This window comes from Streptomyces sp. NRRL WC-3549 (genome assembly GCF_000721935.1).
Taxonomy (GTDB): domain Bacteria; phylum Actinomycetota; class Actinomycetes; order Streptomycetales; family Streptomycetaceae; genus Streptomyces.
In genome coordinates this window covers 1-3711 of record NZ_JOCS01001779.1, presented here as the reverse complement: position 1 = coordinate 3711, position 3711 = coordinate 1, and the positions used below count along the sequence as shown (strand labels likewise).

Annotated in this window: 1 protein-coding gene and 2 pseudogenes; all 3 read left to right on the top strand. The window is 70.9% G+C overall.

Annotated elements, in window-relative coordinates; all coding sequences use genetic code 11:
- A pseudogene (locus IH13_RS0100080) lies at nt 1-103 on the top strand (ATP-binding protein); the annotation flags it as partial.
- Between the two features lie 347 nt (nt 104-450).
- On the top strand, nt 451-3633 hold the full coding sequence (locus tag IH13_RS0100075) for a nitrate- and nitrite sensing domain-containing protein (protein WP_031079865.1): 3183 nt from the start codon (nt 451-453) through the stop codon (nt 3631-3633).
- A gap of 10 nt (nt 3634-3643) precedes the next feature.
- Nucleotides 3644-3711, top strand: a pseudogene (locus IH13_RS40210) (roadblock/LC7 domain-containing protein); the annotation flags it as partial.

Here is a 3711-nt window from a genome sequence, read left to right as displayed (position 1 = left end):
ACCGGACGCACCGATCATCACGACGGACGCCCGGCATCGTGCGGATGCGAAGAGCGGCCTGATCACGCTGGTCGAGCACGCGCTGATGGCCCGGCTCAAGTAGGGCCAAGTCGTCAGGGAGCCAGGGAAGTTGCTGTAGCGGGTGGGGGCGGCCTGTGTCGTGTGACACGATCCGCCCCCGCCTTCATAACGTTTCGAAAGAGAATTGGGCCGCGGCAGACACCCGACGCAGCCGAGCGGTACCACTGCGCTCACATGAGCCCCGCCTTTTGACGGGGCTCGCTCTTTATGCCCGTTTTATGTGCGACCTGCGCCACGTGGAGCCGCACACTCCGACTGTTTGGAGGGGGGCCCGTCCCCGTGCTGCAATGCCACGACTACCGAGTAGTACGGCCCTGAACGAATAATCCGGCACATCCCAGGTGCCGGCGCCGAGAGGTTGTTGGTCGAGTGAGGCGAAGCAACGAGGGCTCCGCGGCGCAGCCGGAGCGGGGCAACTTCACCCCTCCGCCCCGCGCGGCGGGGGCGCCCGCGGGCCCGTCCGACACGGCGGAACCCACGGGTGGCAGCACCAGCCGGATGTCGCCGCGCAACTGGCGTGTGCCCACCCGGCTGAACGCGATCCTGCTCATCCCGGCGCTGGTCGGGCTCGTGATGGGCGGCTTCCAGGTCAAGGGGTCGCTGGACACCTGGAACGAGGCCCAGGACGCCGAGAAGACGGCGCAGATCGTCCGTGCCGCCTCGGTGTACGGGCAGGCCCTGCTCAACGAGCGTGACCTCACCGCCCAGCCGCTGCTCTCCAACAAGCGCACCGCCGCCGAGGTGGAGGAGGTGCGCGCCGAGACGGACCAGGCCGCCGCCGCGTTCGACGCCGCCGTCCAGGGCATGCCGGACAAGAAGGGCCTGCACCGCCGCCTCAAGCTGTTCAAGGCGGAGGAGCCGCTGCTCCCCACGCTGCGCAAGTCCGCCTACACCGCGGCGATGGACCCGGTGAAGACGGAGGAGGGCTACACCAAGGTCCAGCACTCGCTGATGGAGTTCTCCAACGAGCTGGGCCTGGGCACCGGCAACATCACGAGTTACGGCCGTACCGTCTACGCCCTGCAGCTCGCCAAGGCCGCAGAATCGCTTCAGCGCTCGATCGGCATGCACCTGCTGGTCCGTCCGAGCCAGAAGGACGGCACCTTCAAGGACCAGGTCACGGCGTTCAGCTCGTACAACTACCTGGAGCAGATCGCGCTCGGCGAGTACACCTCCGGTGGCACCGAGGCCGACGCGGCCCGCCTCAAGGAGGCGATGACCGCCAAGGCGGCCGAGGGCGCCCGGCAGCTCAAGGAGGCCCGGGCCGAGGCCGAGGCCTCCGGTGAGCCGTTCGTCACCCCGCCGAGCATCGACGGTTCGGTCTTCGACGGGATGGCCCAGCAGATCGGGCAGGGCAAGTCCCGGCAGGACCTGAAGGCGAAGGGGATCACCCCGGAGACCTGGATGGCCGCCGCCACCGCCAAGTTCGACGGCTACACGACGGTCGAGGACGAGCTCGTCGACAAGGCCGTGACCGAGGCCGCCGACATCTCCACCAGCGCCCGCAACGACGCGATCATCAACGCCTCGATCGTGATCGTCGCCCTGCTGGCCGCGTTCGTCATCGCCGGCCTGATGGCCCGCCAGATGAGCCGGTCGATGCGCCGGCTGCGTACCGCCGCCTTCGGGATCGCCGAGCAGCGTCTGCCCTCCCTGGTCGACCAGCTCTCGCGGGCCGAGCCCGGCCGGGTGGACACCCGGGTCCAGCCGATCCCCATCAACACCCAGGACGAGATCGGCGAGGTCGCCCGCGCCTTCGACCAGGTGCACCGCGAGGCGGTCCGGCTCGCGGCCGAGCAGGCCATGCTGCGGGGCAACGTCAACGCGATCTTCACCAACCTCTCGCGCCGCAACCAGTCGCTCATCGAGGGCCAGCTGACCCTCATCACCGACCTGGAGAACAACGAGGCCGACCCGGACCAGCTGGAGAGCCTCTTCCGGCTGGACCACCTGGCCACGCGTATGCGCCGCAACGGCGAGAACCTCCTCGTCCTCGCGGGCGAGGAGCCCGGCCGCCGCTGGAACCAGCCGGTGCCGCTGGTCGACGTGTTGCGGGCCGCCTCCTCCGAGGTGGAGTCCTACGAGCGCATCGAGCTGACCGGCGTACCGGAGAGCGAGATCCACGGCCAGGCCGTGACCGACCTGGTGCACCTGCTCGCCGAGCTGCTGGAGAACGCGACCACGTTCTCCTCGCCGCAGACCAAGGTGCGTGTCACCGCGACCCGGCTGCCCGACGGCCGGGTCATGATCGAGATCCACGACAAGGGCATCGGCCTCACCGCCGAGGACTTCGCCGACATCAACCACAAGCTGGCCAACCCGCCCACGGTGGACGCCGCGGTGTCCCAGCGCATGGGCCTGTTCGTGGTCGGCCGGCTGGCCGACCGGCACGACATCCGGGTCCAGCTGCGCCCCTCGGGCGAGCAGGCGGGGACCACCTCGCTGGTCATGCTGCCGGACGCCATCACCCACGGTGGTGGTGGCGAGGAGTCCCCCCAGGGCGACTTCACGGTCTCCTCGATCATCCCGGAGAGCCGGCCGCAGGGCTTCGACCCGGCGCCCGCGCCCGCCCCGATGCGGACGGCGGCCGAACTCGGCTTCGACGACTCGCGGTACGAGACCCCGGCGGCGGACGCCCCGCGGCTGGACCCGGTCAACCGCTCGCTGATGCGTGAGGAGCGGCGGGCCGCGCTGGAGTCGCAGACGGGCGGAGAGCACCCGGAGTTCCAGGACGGCCAGGTCCCCCCGCAGGGCTACGCGCAGGACCAGTACGCCCAGGACCCGTACGCGCCCGAGCAGTACGCCCCGCAGGAACAGCAGGGCTACCCGCAGCAGGGCTACGACGGCGGCTTCGAGCCGTACGCCGCCGAAGGCGCCTATCCGCAGCAGCAGGACCAGCAGGGCGGTTACACGGAGGCCGGGTACGCGCCCGCCGAGTCCCCGCCGGATGCGTACGCCGACCCGTTCGCCGCGCAGCAGGGCGCCCGGTCCCCGCAGGGTGACTGGGCCGACCGGAGCGGCTACCAGGGCGGGTACGACCCGCTCGGACAGCCCGGCGCGGAGCCGGTGCCGGGCGTTCCGGACCCGTCGCCCGAGCCCGTGGGCTTCGACCCTTCCGGCGCGTCCCCGGACGGCGGCCACGAGTTGACCGAAGCGGGGCTTCCGCGCCGGGGGGCGGGACAGCAGCACTGGCAGCCCACCGGCCGGGGAAACGATCAGCCCGTCGCACCGGGGCAGCGGCCGCAGGAGCAGCAGGCCGGCGCGGACGGGGACGGCTCCGACGACTGGCGTTCGGCCAACGACGAACGCTGGGAGCGGGCCGAGAAGCTCCGGGACCCGAAGGCGGGTGGAATTACCCCCTCCGGTCTCCCCCGGCGCGTCCCCAAGGCCAATCTGGTCGAGGGGACCGCCGAGCAGACCCAGCAGGGCGGCCCCCAGGTCTCCCGCGCCCCCGAGGACGTCCGGGGCAGGTTGAGCAACCTGCGCCGGGGCGTCCAGCGGGGTCGTACCGCGGGGTCGGACACAAGTACTACCTACAACCAGGAGCGTTAGTGTGAGCCCGATGAGCCAGGCGGCGCAGAATCTGAACTGGTTGATCACCAACTTCGTGGACAACACCCCCGGGGTGTC